The 12,536-nt window shown below is 46.2% G+C and carries 12 protein-coding genes; 7 read left to right on the top strand and 5 right to left on the bottom strand.

Annotation, left to right across the window (positions count from 1 at the left end; all coding sequences use genetic code 11):
- The first annotated feature begins 232 nt into the window (after nucleotides 1-232).
- The 7 genes from ACOIT5_RS16800 (at nucleotide 233) to cobA (ending at nucleotide 7,007) form a co-directional block, all read left to right on the top strand.
- The gene (locus ACOIT5_RS16800) at nucleotides 233-481 is read left to right on the top strand and encodes a DUF2061 domain-containing protein (RefSeq protein WP_423127317.1); all 249 of its coding nucleotides are present in this window, start codon (nucleotides 233-235) and stop codon (nucleotides 479-481) included.
- Nucleotides 482-486: 5 nt separating this feature from the next.
- Entirely contained in the window at nucleotides 487-951 is a 465-nt protein-coding gene (locus tag ACOIT5_RS16805; protein WP_423127318.1) for a precorrin-2 dehydrogenase/sirohydrochlorin ferrochelatase family protein, read from the top strand.
- The gene (locus ACOIT5_RS16810) at nucleotides 941-2,734 is read left to right on the top strand and encodes an assimilatory sulfite reductase (NADPH) flavoprotein subunit (RefSeq protein WP_423127319.1); all 1,794 of its coding nucleotides are present in this window, start codon (nucleotides 941-943) and stop codon (nucleotides 2,732-2,734) included. The genes ACOIT5_RS16805 and ACOIT5_RS16810 overlap by 11 nt, the downstream gene beginning before the upstream one ends.
- A gap of 112 nt (nucleotides 2,735-2,846) precedes the next feature.
- Nucleotides 2,847-4,541, top strand: coding sequence for an assimilatory sulfite reductase (NADPH) hemoprotein subunit (gene cysI, locus ACOIT5_RS16815; RefSeq protein WP_423127320.1), 1,695 nt, complete (start codon nucleotides 2,847-2,849; stop codon nucleotides 4,539-4,541).
- Between the two features lie 4 nt (nucleotides 4,542-4,545).
- Nucleotides 4,546-5,283, top strand: a complete 738-nt coding sequence (locus ACOIT5_RS16820) for a uroporphyrinogen-III synthase (RefSeq protein ID WP_423127321.1) — start codon at nucleotides 4,546-4,548, stop codon at nucleotides 5,281-5,283.
- Between the two features lie 60 nt (nucleotides 5,284-5,343).
- Nucleotides 5,344-6,180: an NAD(P)-binding domain-containing protein gene (locus ACOIT5_RS16825; protein WP_423127322.1), complete on the top strand. Its 837-nt coding sequence runs from the start codon at nucleotides 5,344-5,346 to the stop codon at nucleotides 6,178-6,180.
- A gap of 59 nt (nucleotides 6,181-6,239) precedes the next feature.
- The gene (gene cobA / locus ACOIT5_RS16830) at nucleotides 6,240-7,007 is read left to right on the top strand and encodes a uroporphyrinogen-III C-methyltransferase (RefSeq protein WP_423127323.1); all 768 of its coding nucleotides are present in this window, start codon (nucleotides 6,240-6,242) and stop codon (nucleotides 7,005-7,007) included.
- Between the two features lie 56 nt (nucleotides 7,008-7,063).
- Here cobA and ACOIT5_RS16835 read toward each other — a convergent pair whose 3' ends face one another.
- The 5 genes from ACOIT5_RS16835 to ACOIT5_RS16855 form a co-directional block, all read right to left on the bottom strand.
- Nucleotides 7,064-7,930 carry an enoyl-ACP reductase FabI gene (locus tag ACOIT5_RS16835; protein WP_423127324.1) on the bottom strand — a complete coding sequence of 289 codons (867 nt, stop codon included), beginning with the start codon at nucleotides 7,928-7,930 and terminating at the stop codon, nucleotides 7,064-7,066.
- Nucleotides 7,931-8,020: 90 nt separating this feature from the next.
- Nucleotides 8,021-8,770, bottom strand: coding sequence for a tetratricopeptide repeat protein (locus ACOIT5_RS16840; RefSeq protein ID WP_423127325.1), 750 nt, complete (start codon nucleotides 8,768-8,770; stop codon nucleotides 8,021-8,023).
- Between the two features lie 23 nt (nucleotides 8,771-8,793).
- Nucleotides 8,794-10,626, bottom strand: coding sequence for a BatD family protein (locus ACOIT5_RS16845; protein ID WP_423127326.1), 1,833 nt, complete (start codon nucleotides 10,624-10,626; stop codon nucleotides 8,794-8,796).
- Nucleotides 10,627-10,714: 88 nt separating this feature from the next.
- Nucleotides 10,715-11,482: a tetratricopeptide repeat protein gene (locus ACOIT5_RS16850; protein ID WP_423127327.1), complete on the bottom strand. Its 768-nt coding sequence runs from the start codon at nucleotides 11,480-11,482 to the stop codon at nucleotides 10,715-10,717.
- 11 nt (nucleotides 11,483-11,493) lie between these two features.
- The gene (locus ACOIT5_RS16855; protein WP_423127328.1) at nucleotides 11,494-12,528 is read right to left on the bottom strand and encodes a vWA domain-containing protein; all 1,035 of its coding nucleotides are present in this window, start codon (nucleotides 12,526-12,528) and stop codon (nucleotides 11,494-11,496) included.
- Nucleotides 12,529-12,536: the final 8 nt, after the last annotated feature.

A 12,536-nucleotide genomic window follows, 5' to 3' on the forward strand; every position in this document is an offset into this window, starting at 1 on the left:
GAAAAAAGAGTAAAATATCTGAGATGAAAAATACAACTTCTGTAATAATGAATCTGAATAATGCAAACATGATGATGTGTATGTGTTGTGGTTCTTTTTTTGCAGAAGGAAAGGAGTTTGATTTGGTATATTAGATTGAATCAGAATAAAAACGAAAAGCCCTTCTGCATCAGCAGAGGGGCTTTTTTGTTTTTAGGCGATTTGAGAAAGATTTTAAGTGAAATAAATCAGAATGAAAAAAGGAAGCAGGATGAGAGAGAAACCTTACCGTAGTATTGTAAAAAGTGTTTCGTGGCGTACGATCGGAACCATCGACACCATGCTGATTGCCTGGCTGGTGACCGGACATCTTGATTTTGCGGTGACGATCGGCGGAGTCGAATTATTTACCAAAATGTTTCTTTACTTTTTACACGAACGTACCTGGAACAAGATCAAATTTGGGAAAATTGACAGTTCAAACATCGAATATCAAATCTGATTGCCATGAAGAAAAACTTTTTACCCATAGCCATCAATATCGCCGGCGAAAAGATTCTGATTATTGGCGGAGGCCAAAGCGCCTGGAAAAAAATACAGATTTTCAAACGTTTTGATGCCTCGCTTGAAATCGTAGCCTTAACGGTTTGTGACGAAATTAAAAAAAGCGGGATTTCATACCGGGAAAAAGCCTATGAAAAGGCAGATCTGGAGGGTTTTCTGCTTCTCTGCTCCTGTACAAACAACCCGGACCTTGACCGGCAGATTGCTGCAGACGGAAAACAAGCCGGCGTTCTGGTCAATATTCACGATCAACCGGCACTTTGCCAGTTTGTATCTCCGGCAATCTATCAGCAAAAAAATATGCGGGTGGCTGTTAGTTCAAATGCAGAAGATGTATTTGAGTCCATCCGGCTCAGAGACGAAATAAAAGAATATTTGGAAAATAAAAATAAAACTGATGAGTATTAAATTGAATCCTTTAAATGAAGCGCAGGCAAAAGCGCTTGAGCAATTGCTTCAGGACGCTCAGCCCCGGCAGTTGATTTGGCTAAGTGGTTATTTCCAGGGATTGACGGCGGGATGGGATCAGCAAGCGGATCAACAAGTTGTTGCTGAAACCCTTCCCGGGAAACTTGCGGCCGGGAATTCACTGACCATTCTGTACGGTTCGCATACCGGCCGCAGCGAAAGCCTGGCCAAAAAACTGAAAGAAAAGTTTGCACAGCAATCGCTCAGTGCTTCGGTTTTTCCGATGGACGATTATAACACGAAGCAGCTGGAAAATGAGAAAAATCTAGTCATCATCGTGAGTACGCACGGAGAAGGCGAACCGCCCGAAATGGCCGAAGATTTTCACCGCTTTATTACCGGCAACCGGGTCCCGAAGCTTCCGGGACTAAATTACGCGATCCTGGCCTTGGGCGATAAAAGTTACAAATTGTTTTGCCAGACCGGACTGGATATAAACGAAGCCTTGCAAAAGGCAGGAGCCAGTGAATTGGTCCCCCTTGTTACCTGCGATGTGGATTATGAGGACGACGCCGCCCGGTGGATGGATGAGGTGATTGCCAAAGTATCGGATCAGGTTTCGGCCGGCCCGTCATTGCCGGTGAATGGATCTGACGTTTTGGAAGCGGTTGTTTACAACCAGAAAAACCCGTACCGGGCCACAATTCTGGATAAAGTAAAAATTACCGGACGTGAGTCGGATAAAGAAGTATATCATGTCGAAATTTCGCTTTCCGGATCCGGAATTTCCTATCAGCCAGGCGATTCGCTTGGCATCCTGGCCGATAATCCACCTGCTTTGGTCGGAAAAATACTCGAAAGTTTAAGGTTGGATGCCGGAACGATCGTTAAAATTAAAAAAGGTGAGTTTACCCTGGAAAATGCGTTGCGGCATCAATTGGAAATTACGCTGCTGACCCGGGATGTCATTCAAAAATATGCTGAGAAAACCGGCTTGGAGGTCGTTAACAAAATACTTGATGAAGAGGCATTGCTCGATCAGTATTTATGGGGACACGATGTGCTTGATTTGATTCAGGAGTTTCCTTTTGCGCTGACTGCCCAGGAATTGGTTGATTTGCTGCGGCCTTTGCCTCCGCGTCTGTATTCGATTTCCTCCAGCCAGGACTTTGTTGGAGATGAAGTCCATGTTACGGTGTCGACCGTTCGTTACGAGAATAAAGGAAGGGAACGTCAGGGAGCAGCCTCCACCTATCTGTCCGACCGGATTGAGATTGATCAGCAAATTCCGGTATTTATCGAACGTAATCCAAGTTTCAGATTGCCACAGCGTGAAGAAACGCCCATCATCATGGTTGGGGCCGGAACCGGAATTGCTCCATACCGGGCTTTCCTGCAGCAACGCGAAGCGTCGAATCTGAAAGGAAAAAGCTGGCTGTTTTTTGGCGAGCGCCGGTTTAGCTCCGATTTCCTGTACCAGATTGAATGGCAGAAATACCTGAAAAAAGGTTATCTCGAAAAAATTGACCTGGCCTTTTCACGCGATCAGCATGATAAAGTTTATGTGCAGCACCGTTTGGCCGAACAACAAGCAGAGCTTTTCAACTGGTTGGAGAATGGCGCCAGTTTTTATCTGTGCGGCGATATGAAACATATGGCCAAAGACGTGCAGTCAACCCTGTTGAATATCATTCAAACACAGGGCGGTATGAGCGAAGAGCAAGCCAGGGAATATTTCAGAAAACTGAAAAAGGAAAAGCGTTTTCAGGCCGATGTGTATTAAGTGATCGTGTTATTTAATTGTTAAAAATAAAAATAAACCATCGAGGTAGTAGGTATAAATACGTATATTTAATTCGTATAAATGCTTACTAATCGGAAAAAGAGGATTTGAAATGAGCGAGCAAATAGATTGGAGCATATTATCAGAAACGGAAAAGCTGAAGTACGAGAGTAATTACCTACGCGGAACACTGGCGGAAAGTCTGGCCGATCCGGTAACGGGGGCAATTGCCGATGGAGATACCCAATTGTCGAAATTTCACGGTATTTATCAGCAACACGATCGCGATCTGGAAAAAGAGCGCAAACGCCAAAAACTGGAGCCGGCCTACTCTTTCCTGATCCGTGTCCGTCTGCCGGGAGGAGTTGCCACGCCTGCGCAGTGGCTGCAGCTCGATCGTTTGGCCGATGAGCATGCTAACGGTACATTAAAGTTGACTACCCGCCAGGCTTTTCAGTTGCATGGCGTCATTAAAAAGAAACTGAAACCAACCATCCGGGGGATCAATGACGCTTTGATGGATACCATCGCGGCCTGCGGCGATGTTAACCGGAATGTGATGTCACATGCCAACCCGGAAGAGTCGGACATTCATGCGCAGGCCTACCAACTGGCCGGGGACATTTCGGCTCATTTAACGCCGCAAACAACTGCCTATCACGAGATCTGGCTCGATGAAACCTTATTGGTTGACGGGAAAAAAGATGTGGAACCCATTTACGGAAACCGCTATCTTCCCCGGAAATTCAAAATTGGAGTTGCTGTTCCGCCTTATAATGATGTTGATGTGTTTTCGCAGGATTTAGGTTATATCGCGATTCAGGAAAACGGAAAACTGCTTGGCTACAATGTGGTGGTTGGCGGCGGTTTTGGTTCAACTTTCGGCATTCCTGAAACCTACCCGCGTCTGGGCGATGTAATTGGTTTTTGTACGCCCGATCAGGCCGTGGATGTTGCTGAAAAGGTGGTTCTGGTTCAAAAAGATTACGGTAATCGTCAAAACCGGAAGCTGGCCCGCCTGAAATATACCATCGATCATAACGGTCTGGATTGGTTTAAGTCTGAGTTGAACAAATATCTGGGCTACGGGCTTCAGCCTGCCCGTCCGTATCATTTTACGCGTAATGGCGACCGGTTTGGCTGGGTGAAAAGCGCGAATGGAATGTGGAGTCTGAACTTGTTTGTTGAAGGCGGGCGTGTGAAGGATACCGAAGATTTGAAACTGAAAACTGCTTTGCGGGAAGTGGCCCAACAAGTGGACGCCCGGTTTATTTTAACCGGAAACCAAAACCTGATCATTGCCAACACCACCGAAAAAGACAAAGTCAACCGGATTCTGGGAAAATACGGCGTATGGCCGGTACCGCTGTCAGGTTTGCGGCAAAATTCAATTGCCTGCGTGGCTTTAAACACCTGTGGGCTGGCTTTTGCAGAGGCTGAGCGTTACCTGCCTTCGTTGATCTCGAAACTGGAAATTATTCTGGATGAATATCAGTTATTGAAAGAAGAAATTGTGATTCGTATGACCGGTTGCCCAAACGGATGCGGAAGGCCGTATCTGGCTGAAATTGGTTTTATTGGCAAATCACCCGGACACTACAACCTCTATTTGGGAGGAAACTTAAACGGTACGCGTTTAAATACCCTCTACAAAGAAACGCTTTCCGAAGAAGAAATTCTCACAGAACTTCGCCCGATCATTGCCGATTTTGCACAGGAGCGAAAACATGGCGAAGGTTTTGGCGATTTCGTTCTTCGTAAAGGATATGTAAAGGAAACATTACAAGGAAAAGATTTTAAACACTGATAAAATGGAATTACCTTCAATATTTATAGGAAGAAGTTTATCGGCTGCTACCCGGCGATGGTTAAAAAAACAGCCGATCAGGTTTATCGAACATCCCTTTATCCGCATTCAGTTCCGCAAACCGAAAGTGGAGTTTTTACAATCGATAAAAGATGAAAAAGTGAGCCTGGTGGTTACGAGCTCGTATGCCGCGCATTGGCTGGTTCGGTTTCGCCGGCATTTTGGTTTACGTTCGAAACACGAAATTTACTGCCTCTCCGAAAAACAACGGGATATTTTACGGAAAGCGCGTATGAAAGTTCATTTGGCCGCTGAGCCCAACACCTTGTCGCTGGCGCAGCTCATTGCCGAAAACAACAACGGGCAGCGTGTGGTTTATCTGCGTGGCGACAAAGCCCTGAACGATTTGTATGAACGCTTGTTTGTGCAGGGAATCCCGGCGCATGAAATGGAAGTGTATAAAAATACGCCGATTGAAACGTGGATCAATGAAGCGTTTGATGCCTACCTGTTCTTTAGCCCTACGGCCATTGAAAACTATAAAGCATCCGGGAACTTTCCAGCTCCCAAGGCTCAGATTATGGCCGTTGGCGAAAATACGGCCATGACTGCCTGGAAAGTTTTCCCGAATTCGGTAAACGTTTCTCCCGATCAGGAAGAACTTTCATTTGTGAAGTACTCGGTCGACCGGATCATCAAAAAGATGAACCAACCCGAATCCAAAAGAAAGATTATTTATTGAGTATTGTCAGAAAACCGGCTGGATTGATAACCCGGAAGCCAAAACGTTGTTATAGGGAGTATGATAAAAACAATATCCGTATTGGGTTGCGGCTGGCTTGGTTTTCCGCTTGCCAAAGCCTTGCTGAATGAAGGTTTTGAAGTGAAGGGTTCGGTGACTGAACCATTAAAATTCGGAGAAATGGAACAGGCGGGAATCCGTCCGTACCGGCTGGTGATTCACGAAAGCCGCGTGGAGATAGACGATCCGGCGTTTTTTGACAGCGACCTGGTCATCGTGGCCATTCCGCCCCGGAGAACAGCAGATGTCGAAACGGTTTTCCCGAACCAGATCAGGCAACTGACCGCTTTGCTGGAGCGATATAAAACCGGAAAAGTGTTGTTTGTTTCATCCACTTCGGTATATGCCGAAACAGCGGGGACTGCAACCGAAGCCGACGAGCTTGTTCCCGGCAAACCTTCGGGAAGGGCTTTGCTAGCTGCTGAAAATTTATTGGTGACCAATCCGAATTTCAAAACAACCGTTTTGCGTTTTGGCGGTTTAATCGGCGCCGACAGAAATCCGGCCCGTTTTTTAAGTCGCAAACGCGAAGCGTTGGATGGCATGAAGCCTGTGAACCTGATTCATCAGGATGACTGTATCGGGATTATTCGTGAACTAATCCGCCAAGAGGTTTGGGGTTATACTTTCAATGCCTGCTGTCCGGTACATCCAACACGGAAAGAATTTTACGAAAGAGCATCGGCAGTATCCGGATGGCCTGCCCCTGAATTTACGGACGAGAGAGAACCATTCAAAATTGTTGACAGTACAAAATTGATTAGGACTTTGGGATACCAGTTCAAATATCTCAGCCCGATGGATTATTTATCTGAAATAGTGACCAGTGACCAGTGACCAGTGACCAGTAACCAGTGACCAGTGACCAGTAACCAGTAACCAGTGACCAATTACCAATGACCAATGTCCCTAACCATCTAATCTCTATCGTTGGCGCGGGCCCGGGAGATCCGGAATTGCTGACCATAAAAGCTCTTCGCCGGATTGAACAGGCTGATGTCATTTTGTACGATGCCTTGCACGGCGACGAAATCCTGAAACTGGCGCCTGTTCATTGCCTGAAGATATACGCCGGAAAACATTATCAGGACGGGCAGCTTCAAACGGAGCGTCAGTGCGGTATCCTCCGCCAGCTCAGGGAATTTGCCCTTGCCGGAAAGCGTGTTGTACGTCTGAAAGCCGGCGACCCGTTTATCTTCGGGCGCGGGGCCGAGGAACTGGAATTCTGTCTTTCCGCGAATCTGAATGTTGAAGTTGTTCCGGGTATTACTGCCGGACTGGCAGCCACGGCATACTTCCATATTCCGGCGACCCTGCGGGGAGTAAACAGTATGGCGCTTTTTTACACCGGCCATAAACGCAACGGCGGGTTCGATGATATTGAGGTCGTGGCGTCGGTGTTGAAAACAAATGCTCCTGTCATGATTTACATGGGGCTGAAGAATCTTGGTTTTCTGTCCGACGAATTACAAAAACGTGACATCCCCGCCCAGACTCCCCTTCAAATTGTCAGCCGGGTAGGTCATCCCGATCAGAAAATTTTCACATCCAGCCTCGGAGAAGTCGATTCTCTTTTAAAGGCCAAAGAACCGCCGATGCCTTCTTTGATTATTCTGGGCACCTACGCGCGGCCACTTAACGGAGACGGCACCGTTCTGAAGTAAAAAAGCCGTCCGGTTTACCTTCGGACAGCTTTTCGGTGTATCATCATGAATTGGTCTTAATCAAATTGGTGGTCGCCTTCTGCAGGTCCGCACTCGCAATCGCAACCCAAGCCTTTTTCGTATTGTTCCAGGGCACGCAGGCTCATCCCCATCGAGGAGAATCCGCCATCGTGGAAAAGGTTCTGCATGGTCACTTTTCGTGTCAGGTCGGAGAAGAGGGTAATACAGTAATTGGCGCATTCGTCGCCTGTTGCATTGCCCAGGGGCGACATCCGTTCTCCGAAATCGAGCAGTTTATCGATACCTTTTACTCCGCTTCCTGCGGTTGTCCGTGTTGGCGACTGCGAAATGGTGTTGATGCGTACATTCCGTTCTCTTCCGTAAATATAGCCGAAGCTACGGGCAATTGATTCGAGCAGGGCTTTGGCGTCGGCCATGTCGTTATACCCGTAAAAGGTACGCTGGGCGGCCACATAAGAGAGGGCCACAACCGATCCCCATTCGTTGATAGCATCCAGTTTACGGGCAACCTGTAATACTTTGTGAAAGGAAACCGCTGAAATATCGAGTGTTTTCTCCAGGTAGTTATAATCCAGGTCGCTGTAATGGCGGCCTTTTCTTACATTGGGAGACATGCCGATGGAATGGAGGATGAAGTCAATCTTTCCTCCCAAAATTTTCACTGATTCCCGGATCAGGTTTTCCAGGTCTTCAACGCTGGTTGCATCTGCAGCAATTAACTGTGCATTGCATTTTTCAGCCAGTTGGGCTGTGTCGCCCATACGCAGGGCTACGGAAGTATTGGTTAATGTGAAGGTTGCGCCTTCTTCGTAAGCACGCTCAGCCACTTTCCATGCGATGGACTCGGCGTTTAGCGCGCCAAAAATAATTCCTCTTTTACCTTTTAGTAAATTATAAGCCATGATTTTAAATTTATGAGTTAAACAACTCGCGTTTAAAATGGTTTTAAAAAATTCTGCTGTAACAAAAAAGCCGGCTTTTGCCGGCAATCATCATATCTTTTCCAAACTGCTTTCAGGTAACCACCCCTGGTTGCCGTTAGCTAACCGGATTTCTCTCCAGCTTCCGATGCTATCCTTAATTTCAACTTTTAATCCTTCGTGAATTAAGAACAGGTCGGTGCCGCTTTCCGAGGGTGAGCTTTTCACGGTTATACTTGATTGCGTTATAATCGCGAATTTATGCTCCGTCATCCGTTTTTTCTGCCGGGCGGCAAAGTTAAAACTTAAAATGGAAATAACTAGAATTAAAATTCCGATCCAAAATGAGATCCGTTTTACAGCCGGTATTTGACTGAAAAAGAAAAATCCGGCTAAGACCAGGGTGATCAGAAAGGAAATCACACTGATTTTGGCCCAGCCGTCGGTCGAAAATTTATTGGTGATGTCGTTCCACCAACGGATGAAAAAAACCTGGGGAAGCGGCTCAATGGCATCAATTACATGCTGATTGGCCAATTCCAGGTTAAACTGAATGTCTTCGTCGTTGGGAGCCAGTAATTTGGCCCGTTCGTAATGAAGGATTGATTTGGTGTATTGTCCTGATTTATAATACGCATTGCCCAGGTTGTAATACACTTCGGCCGACTCCAGGTTACTGTTCAGTATTTCGCGGTAGGCTTCAACGGCTTCGGCGTATTCGCCGGCCATATAATGTTGGTTTGCTTTTTCAAGAACCGTTTCCTGGGCAAAAATTCCGCTCGAAATAACCAGAAAGAATATGATGTGAATGATCGCTTTCATTTGTCCTACTTTTTTATTTTGACTCAACGAATTTGTTTTTCCAGCTTTCCCATCAGACTGACCGATTCGCGGTACAACTCTTCGGGCGTACCTCCGGCTGCACTTGGCGCGTAGCGGGCAAATTCACAGGTGTCGATGATCCGGATAAATTCATCAATGACTTCGCTGCTAACCTGGCGGCCAGCCATCGATTTTGTTGCCTTATCCCGGTTCAGATCGGCTACCGGGATACTCAGTTTATCACTTAAATATCCCCAGAAAGCCCTGAGGGTTGCTTCGTAAAACTCTTCTGCCTTATTGTTTTTCATGAAGTTGGCGGCTTCTTTTAACCGTTTACGGGCAACTTTGTTGGCTTTTTTGTTTTTTACCAGTTGCAGGTTGGCATTTTCACGCAGTTTTTTCCGGTAAATCAAGGCGATCATCAGGAAAATCAGCAATGAGCCGAAGTAAGATAACCAGAAGGCCGGACTACCATAAAATGAGCTCGATTTTTCGTGCAATTTATAGCGGTTTTGCTTGATGTAACGGATGTCTTTTCCGAGGTAACGGACATCCGATTTCGAGAAGGCGCTGGTAACGGTCGCGTTTTGTTCGTCGCTGCCTTTTTCAATGTGCAGCCGAAAAGCCGGCGAACTCTGTGTTTTGTATTGTCCGGTGGTCGGGTTGAATGTTGAGAAACTGATTGGCGGAATGGTAAAATCGCCCTCGATACGCGGAATAACAAGGTATTCGAAGGTTTTATTACCGGTTAAACCGCTTTCAGCAGAGCGGAGATTTTCCGTTGTTTTAGGATCATAAGTTTCAAAATCAGCCGGAAACTCTACTTTGGGCGCTTCAATTAACCTTAAATTGCCATTCCCCGAGACGGTTATTTTCAGGGTGAGGGCTTCGTTGGATTTTGCATCGGTTTTGTCAAACGAAGCCGAAAAATTAAGATTGCCAACTCCGCCATAGAAACCGGCAGGAGTGGGAGCGGGCAGTTCTTTAACCGAAATGGTAACCGGAGGGCTGGCCACGCGGGCGGTGACGGTACGGTAATTATCAAAGAAGTCGTCAAAAAAACTGCGCTGCCGTTTCACTTGCTGGCGGACCATGCAGGTAATCTCGAACGGATCAATCCGGATTCGTCCGGTTTGCTGTGGAAAGAGAATGGTCTTTTTCAGCACCCCAACCTGGTAGATCTTGTTATTGTATACTTCGCGCGAAAAACTGATTTGGTTGGGGATGTCGATATTTTGCGTCCAGAAACCTTCGAAGGAAGGGATTTTTACATCATCAAAACTGGTAATGGGAACATCCGGGGAGACATAGATCTTTACCGTGGCCAGTATTTGTTCTCCTTTATAAACGTTTTGCTTGTCAAGCTCAACCCGCACAAATAAATCTTCTTTGCTTAATTCGGCTGAGGCACTTGCTTGTCCCTGCTGCTGCGATTGTTGTTGTTGCTGCTGTGGCTGGCTTTGCTGAGACGCCTGCGATCTGACAACCTGGATTTTCAGGTCGTTTGATTCATAAACTTTTCCGTCGACGTTTATGGAGGCGGGGCGAATTGTGAAGTTGCCTTCTTCTTTTGCCCGGAGAATGAAGATGTACGAAAAAGTAACCGACTGCGTGGTTTGACCGTTTATCATCTGAAAGCTGGAGCTTTGCGAGGTAGATGGTCCCATCAGGATGTCAAAACCCGACATATCGGGCAGTTTGAGGTCGCTTCCCCTGTCGTTCAGGGTAAACGAAAGCCTGAATTGCTCGCCAACGGTAACGATATTAGGCCCCGACATGGTAAAACGAACATTGTCGGCCATGACAGATATGGCAGAAATCAGTATAAAAACAGAGAGTATGATTCTTCGAAACATTTGGCTCATCCTATTTTGATTAAATCCGGTTTAAAAGTAACAAATAATCAGCTTTTTTATTTTGCGAAAAGGGCTATAAATTTTATGCTTACCAGTCTTTATCGGTTTGTCGCTGCCTGACCTTTTCGGCTTGTGCTTTTTTTACTTTTTCCTGTATTTTTTCTTCATCATTTTGCAAGGCTTGCAACAATCGTTCCGCATTTTCTTTCGAAATTTTTTGTTCCTGCGGTTGCTGATCTTGCTGATTTTGCTGGTCCTGTTTCTTGTCGCGGTTCTGGTCCTGCTGATCTTTATTCTGATCTTTGTCCTGATTCTGATCTTTGTCCTTGTCCTTGTCCTTGTCCTTGTCCTTGTCCTGCTGATCCTTATTCTGATCCTGTTTATTCTGTTCTTCCTGACGTTTTTTCATGTTCATGGCATAAAGCAGATTGTACTTGGTTTCCAGGTCATTCGGATTATTTCGCAAGGCTTTTTTATAGGCTTCAATGCTTTCGTCCAACTTGTTTTGCATCAGCAGGGAGTTTCCGGTGTTGTGGTAAGCCCGTGACTTTTCTGTCTTATCGGCGCTTTTCTCCGCTATTTCATTGAATTTACCGGTCGATTCTTCAAACTTCATTTGTTTGTAAAGCGCATCGCCCAGGTTGAAGTTCCATTTCAAATCATCCGGGCGTTTGTCTAAGGCGCGCCGGTATGCCGTTTCGGCCAGGCTGAAACTCAGGGTATCCAGCTTCGTGGTGTCAGCCAGGGCGTTCTCATAAATTTTATTTCCCTGACGGACGAATTTTCGTTCATTTTGTGCCTGTACCTTTGTGCCGGTCAGGCAGATCAGGAGGATGAACAGTCCTGAATATGTCATTTGTTTTGCTTTCATTTTCCAAATAACCTGATGTTTTTCAAATATTTGTTTTTCCGCTCCAAAATCAAAAAATCGAGCAGAATAAATAATAATGCAAGACCAATAAACCATTGAAACTGATCTTCATATTCCGAGTAAACCAACGATTCCAGTTCAGCTTCCTCCATCTTGTTAATTTCGTTGAAAAGGGTATTTAATCCTACCTGCGCATTGTTTGCCCGTACATAAATTCCGTTTCCGGAAGCTGCGATTTTTTGTAACATCGGTTCGTCGAGTTTGGTGATCACCACCTGTCCGTCTTTATCTTTCCGGTAGTCGCGTTGTCCGTTTCGGATGACGGGAATTGGCGCACCCTGCGGTAAACCCATCCCGATGGTATGGACAATAATTCCGTTTCCGGCGGCAGCAGTGGCTGCTCCAATCGCGTCATCTTCATGGTTTTCTCCGTCGGTAATGATGATGATGGCTTTGTTTCCCTGAAACTGAGGGCTGAATGAATTAACCGCCAGGTTGATTGCTGCGCCGATCGCTGTTCCCTGCCGGGGAACGATGTTCGTGCTGACTGCGTTCAGAAATAACTTGGCCGACGAATAATCGGAGGTAATCGGCAATTGGGTGTAAGCGTCGCCGGCAAATACAATTAAACCGATTTTATCGTTGTTGAGGTTGTCTACAAGCCGCGAGATCGCCCTTTTGGACCGCTCCAGACGGTTGGGCTGAATGTCTTCGGCCATCATGGAGTTCGAAACGTCGAGGGCAATGATCAGTTCGACGCCTGTGCGTTTTTCGGTTTTTAGCTTACTGCCAAATTGAGGCCGGGCAATGGCCAAAATGACCGAGCTGATGGCCAGAAGCCATACGAAAAACTTTATAAACGGCCGGTTTTTGCTGACATTGGGCATCAACTGGTCGACAATTTCTTTTTGCCCGAATTTAGCCAAAGCTCTTCGGCGGTGCAGCCTGGTTAAAACAAACACAAGCAGAAGCATGGGAATGATGGCCAGGGCGTAGAGGTATTCGTTATTTGCAAATCTGAACATTTCCATATCGTATC

Origin of the sequence: Gaoshiqia hydrogeniformans (assembly GCF_049347105.1) — a bacterium.
In the GTDB taxonomy this organism is placed as follows: domain Bacteria; phylum Bacteroidota; class Bacteroidia; order Bacteroidales; family Prolixibacteraceae; genus Gaoshiqia; species Gaoshiqia hydrogeniformans.

Bases quoted from the DNA above. Each gene is read 5' to 3' on its own strand.
- ACOIT5_RS16800 (WP_423127317.1), top strand. From the start codon at position 233: ATGAAAAAAGGAAGCAGGATGAGAGAGAAACCTTACCGTAGTATTGTA.
- ACOIT5_RS16805 (WP_423127318.1), top strand. From the start codon at position 487: ATGAAGAAAAACTTTTTACCCATAGCCATCAATATCGCCGGCGAAAAG.
- ACOIT5_RS16810 (WP_423127319.1), top strand. From the start codon at position 941: ATGAGTATTAAATTGAATCCTTTAAATGAAGCGCAGGCAAAAGCGCTT.
- cysI (WP_423127320.1), top strand. From the start codon at position 2,847: ATGAGCGAGCAAATAGATTGGAGCATATTATCAGAAACGGAAAAGCTG.
- ACOIT5_RS16820 (WP_423127321.1), top strand. From the start codon at position 4,546: ATGGAATTACCTTCAATATTTATAGGAAGAAGTTTATCGGCTGCTACC.
- ACOIT5_RS16825 (WP_423127322.1), top strand. From the start codon at position 5,344: ATGATAAAAACAATATCCGTATTGGGTTGCGGCTGGCTTGGTTTTCCG.
- cobA (WP_423127323.1), top strand. From the start codon at position 6,240: ATGACCAATGTCCCTAACCATCTAATCTCTATCGTTGGCGCGGGCCCG.
- ACOIT5_RS16835 (WP_423127324.1), bottom strand. From the start codon at position 7,930: ATGGCTTATAATTTACTAAAAGGTAAAAGAGGAATTATTTTTGGCGCG.
- ACOIT5_RS16840 (WP_423127325.1), bottom strand. From the start codon at position 8,770: ATGAAAGCGATCATTCACATCATATTCTTTCTGGTTATTTCGAGCGGA.
- ACOIT5_RS16845 (WP_423127326.1), bottom strand. From the start codon at position 10,626: ATGTTTCGAAGAATCATACTCTCTGTTTTTATACTGATTTCTGCCATA.
- ACOIT5_RS16850 (WP_423127327.1), bottom strand. From the start codon at position 11,482: ATGACATATTCAGGACTGTTCATCCTCCTGATCTGCCTGACCGGCACA.
- ACOIT5_RS16855 (WP_423127328.1), bottom strand. From the start codon at position 12,528: ATGGAAATGTTCAGATTTGCAAATAACGAATACCTCTACGCCCTGGCC.